The organism is Methyloceanibacter sp. (assembly GCF_035650995.1).
GTDB lineage: Bacteria > Pseudomonadota > Alphaproteobacteria > Rhizobiales > Methyloligellaceae > Methyloceanibacter.
Window position 1 is genome coordinate 1 of record NZ_DASRGO010000074.1, and the last position, 3,868, is coordinate 3,868.

4 protein-coding genes are annotated in these 3,868 nt (G+C 64.9%); all 4 read left to right on the forward strand.

Features of this window, described 5'->3' with window-relative positions; genetic code table 11:
- The first annotated feature begins 141 nt into the window (after positions 1-141).
- Complete coding sequence (gene tatB / locus VFB18_RS05990; protein ID WP_324972218.1) at positions 142-657, forward strand: Sec-independent protein translocase protein TatB; 516 nt, start codon at positions 142-144, stop codon at positions 655-657.
- The gene (tatC, locus tag VFB18_RS05995; protein ID WP_324972221.1) at positions 654-1,454 is read left to right on the forward strand and encodes a twin-arginine translocase subunit TatC; all 801 of its coding nucleotides are present in this window, start codon (positions 654-656) and stop codon (positions 1,452-1,454) included. The genes tatB and tatC overlap by 4 nt, the downstream gene beginning before the upstream one ends.
- A 77-nt stretch (positions 1,455-1,531) precedes the next feature.
- Positions 1,532-2,647 carry a mechanosensitive ion channel family protein gene (locus VFB18_RS06000; protein WP_324972222.1) on the forward strand — a complete coding sequence of 372 codons (1,116 nt, stop codon included), beginning with the start codon at positions 1,532-1,534 and terminating at the stop codon, positions 2,645-2,647.
- 154 nt (positions 2,648-2,801) lie between these two features.
- Positions 2,802-3,868, forward strand: a 1,067-nt coding sequence (locus VFB18_RS06005; protein WP_324972224.1) for a serine--tRNA ligase, incomplete at its 3' end; no start/stop codon positions are given.

Sequence of the window (3,868 nt, forward strand, 5' to 3'; positions counted from 1 at the left end):
GGGCAAATTTGCCTCAGCCTCTCGTCGTGCCCGGGCTTGACCGGGGGCATCAAGCGGCTACAGGGTCGGGGCGCGCGGCCCCGAAGTGCCGGGATCAGCCCGGCAGTGATGCAACGGATATCGGCGCGCTGAACCACGTCCATGTTCGATATCGGATGGTCTGAGCTTCTCGTCATCGCCGTCGTCGCCATCGTCGTCGTCGGGCCCAAGGACCTGCCGCGGCTGATGCGCACCTTCGGCCATTACGCCGGCAAGCTCCGCCGCGCGGCGGCCGACTTCCAGCGCCAGTTCGAGGACGCCATGCGCGAGACCGAGCTCGAGGAGGTCAAGAAGGCGATCGAGAGCGTGCGCAACGCCACGCCCGAGATCGATCTGAAGGCGCCGGTCGACAAGCCGATCATGCTGCCGAGCCCCTCGGCCGAACCCGCACCGGCGCAAGCGAACGGCAAGGACGCGGCACCCGAGGCGCCTCAGGCGAAGCCCGCGCCGAAACGGAAGCGTACGGCGAAACCCAAAACCGCCCGCTTGGAGGCAACCGAGGGCGAGGGAACTGCGCCCAAGCCGAAACGGAGCCGCAAGGCGAAGCCTGAGCCCGGCAAGGCCGGCCCCGAGGACGTTCAATCGAAGCCGGCCTCCGACGCGGAGCGGAAGTCGTGACCCACGAGGACATCGAGGCCACCAAGGCGCCGCTCATCGAGCATCTGATCGAGCTAAGGCGCCGGCTGATCTGGTCGCTGCTCGCGATCTTCGGGGCCTTCCTCGTGTGCTTCTATTTCGCCAAGCCGATCTACAATCTCCTGCTCTTTCCCTACCGGCTCGCGGCCGGCACCGACGCCCCGATCGAGCTGATCTACACCGCGCCGCAGGAATTTTTCTTCACCGAGGTGAAGCTCGCCATGTTCGGCGCGATCTTCATCGCGTTCCCGGTCATCGCCTCGCAAATCTGGATGTTCGTGGCGCCCGGTCTTTACAGGAACGAGCGCAAGGCCTTCCTGCCTTATCTCATCGCCACGCCGATCCTGTTCCTGATCGGCGCCGCGCTCGTCTATTTCGTCGCCATGCCGCTCGCCATGAAGTTCTTCCTGTCGATGCAGCAGACCGGCGACAGCCAAGTGCAGATCCATCTCACCGCGCGTGTGAGCGAATATCTCTCACTCATCATGACGCTGATCCTGGGGTTCGGCATCTGCTTCCAGCTGCCGATCCTGCTCACGCTGCTTGCCCGCGCCGGCTTCATCACCGCCGACGACCTCAGGGCGAAGCGCCGCTACGCGATCCTCGGGGTCTTCATCGTGGCGGCGGTGCTCACGCCGCCCGATCCGATCAGCCAGCTCGCGCTCGCCATCCCGACGGTGCTGCTCTACGAGGCCTCGATCTATGCGGTGAAGCTCGCCGAGAAGCAGCGCGCCGCGGCCGCCCCCGGCGCCAAGGCTGCGTCGGGCAAGGCTGGCTAAGCGCCTCAGGGGGGAAACTTTCGGCGCGCTTGGCCGGTTAGGTTCTTGTTTCGGCCATTTCAGCCCCGGAAGGGCGCATGGATCGCCTCAGAGCATTGATTTCGTTCTTGGACGCAACGTTCGCGTGGCTGCCGGACTGGGCCTTGAGCCTCGTCGTCATCGCCGTTGCCATCCTGCTTGCGCTTTGGCTGCACGCGCTTCTCTTCCGCAATCTTGAGCGATGGGTGAGCGGCCAGGACCTCTTCCGCCGTTCGCTCGTCTCGCGCACCACGGGACCGGCGCGGCTTGCCGTGGTCATGGCGGCGGTGGCGCTCGCGACGGCGATAGCGCCGCTCGCCAACGACAGGCTGGTGCGGCAGATCATGATCGTCGGCATTGTGGTTCTCGCCGGCTGGACCGTGAGCACGGCCCTGCACGTTTGGATGGTCCTCTATCTTCGCCGCTTCAAGCTCGACTCCGAGGACAATCTGCTCGCCCGCAAGCACGTCACCCAGTCGCGCATCCTGGAGCGCGTCGCCCGCGTCCTGATCGTGATCCTCACCGTTGCCGCGGCCCTCATGACCTTTGACGACGTGCGCCAGGTCGGCATCAGCCTGCTCGCCTCGGCCGGCGCCGCGAGCCTGGTGCTGGGGCTTGCGCTTCAGCCGGTGCTGCGCAACCTGATGGCGGGCGTGCAGCTCGCCATCACCCAGCCGATCCGCATCGACGACGCACTCCTCATCGAGGGCGAGTGGGGCAATGTCGAGGAGATCACCGCGAGCTACGTGGTCGTGCGGCTGTGGGACTGGCGGCGGCTGATCGTGCCGCTCAGCTATTTCATCGAGCAGCCGTTCCAGAATTGGACGCGGGAAAGCTCGGCCCTGATCGGCACCGTGTTCCTCTATGTCGATTACACCGTGCCGGTCGAGGACTTGCGGCGCGAGCTCGAACGCATCGTGCGCGCCTCCCCGCTGTGGGACAAACGCGTGGTCAATCTCCAAGTGACCGATTTCAAGGAAAACACCATGGAGATTCGCATGCTGATGAGCGCGAGCACGGCGGGGCGCACCTTCGATCTTCGCTGCGAGGTGCGGGAGAAGATGATCGCCTACGTGCAAAAGTGCCATCCCGAGGCGCTCCCGCGCACGAGGACCGATCGCGTCGAGGAACGCCGCGACGCCAAGGCGAACGTCAAGACTGCCACGGCGCACTGAGCGCGCCAGGACGGCGCCCGAGGAGCAGGCTAGGCCGCGGCCTTCGCGCGCCGGCACGCCCGCCAAATCGCGGATGGCCGGGACAAGCCCGGCCATGACAATGAGGGGAGAGGGCTTTATACGGAGCCTTCAAAAAAGCCGAGGAGCCACGCCAGTGCTCGACATCAAATGGATTCGCGACAATCAAAAGGCCTTCGTCGAAGGACTGACCAATCGCGGCTTCGACGATCCGCAAGCGACGTTGAAGCGCGTTCTGAGCCTGGACGAAGAACGCCGTTCGGCGATTCAGAAATTGCAGGAGGCCCAAGCCGCGCGGAACGCCGCCTCCAAGGAGATCGGCCAAGCCAAGGCGAAGAAGGACGAAGCCTCCGCCAAGCGCCTGATGGACGAGGTCGCAGCCCTCAAGGGCGCGATCCAAGCGGGCGAGGGCGAGGAGAAGCGGCTCGACGACGAGCTCCGCAATCTGCTCGCGGCCATTCCCAACACGCCGGCTTCCGATGTTCCGGTCGGACCCGATGCCGATGCCAATGTCGAAAAGCGCAAATGGGGCGAGCCCAGGACATTCGCCTTTCAGCCGAAGCAGCATTTCGAGATCGGCGAAGGCCTTGGCCTGATGGATTTCGAGACGGCGGCGAAAATTTCGGGCGCGCGCTTCGTGGTGCTGAAGGGGGCGCTCGCCCGGCTCGAGCGCGCGCTCGCCCAATTCATGCTCGACCTGCACACAGGCGAGCACGGCTACACCGAAGTCGCCCCGCCGCTTCTCGTGCGCGACGACACCATGTTCGGCACCGCGCAATTGCCGAAGTTCAGAGAGGATCAATTTGCTACGTCGAGGCCACTAGCCCCGGGCGAGCTAGATCAGATCGTCGCCGATAAAGGGTTTCCACATAAGCAGTCCCTGAAGGACCAGCTACGGTTCGTATGGGACACTGCCGTTGAGACAGGGCAACTCTGGCTCATCCCGACCGCCGAAGTGCCCCTGACCAATCTCGTGCGCGAGGAGATCGTCGAAGAGGCGATCCTCCCGATGCGGGTCACCGCCGGAACGCAGTGCTTCCGCGCCGAGGCCGGAGCCGCCGGCAAGGACACGCGCGGCATGATCCGCCAGCATCAGTTCTTCAAGGTCGAGCTTGTGTCGATCACCACGCCCGAGCAATCGGCCGAGGAACACGAGCGCATGACAGCCTGCGCCGAGACGGTGTTGAAAAGACTCGAACTTCC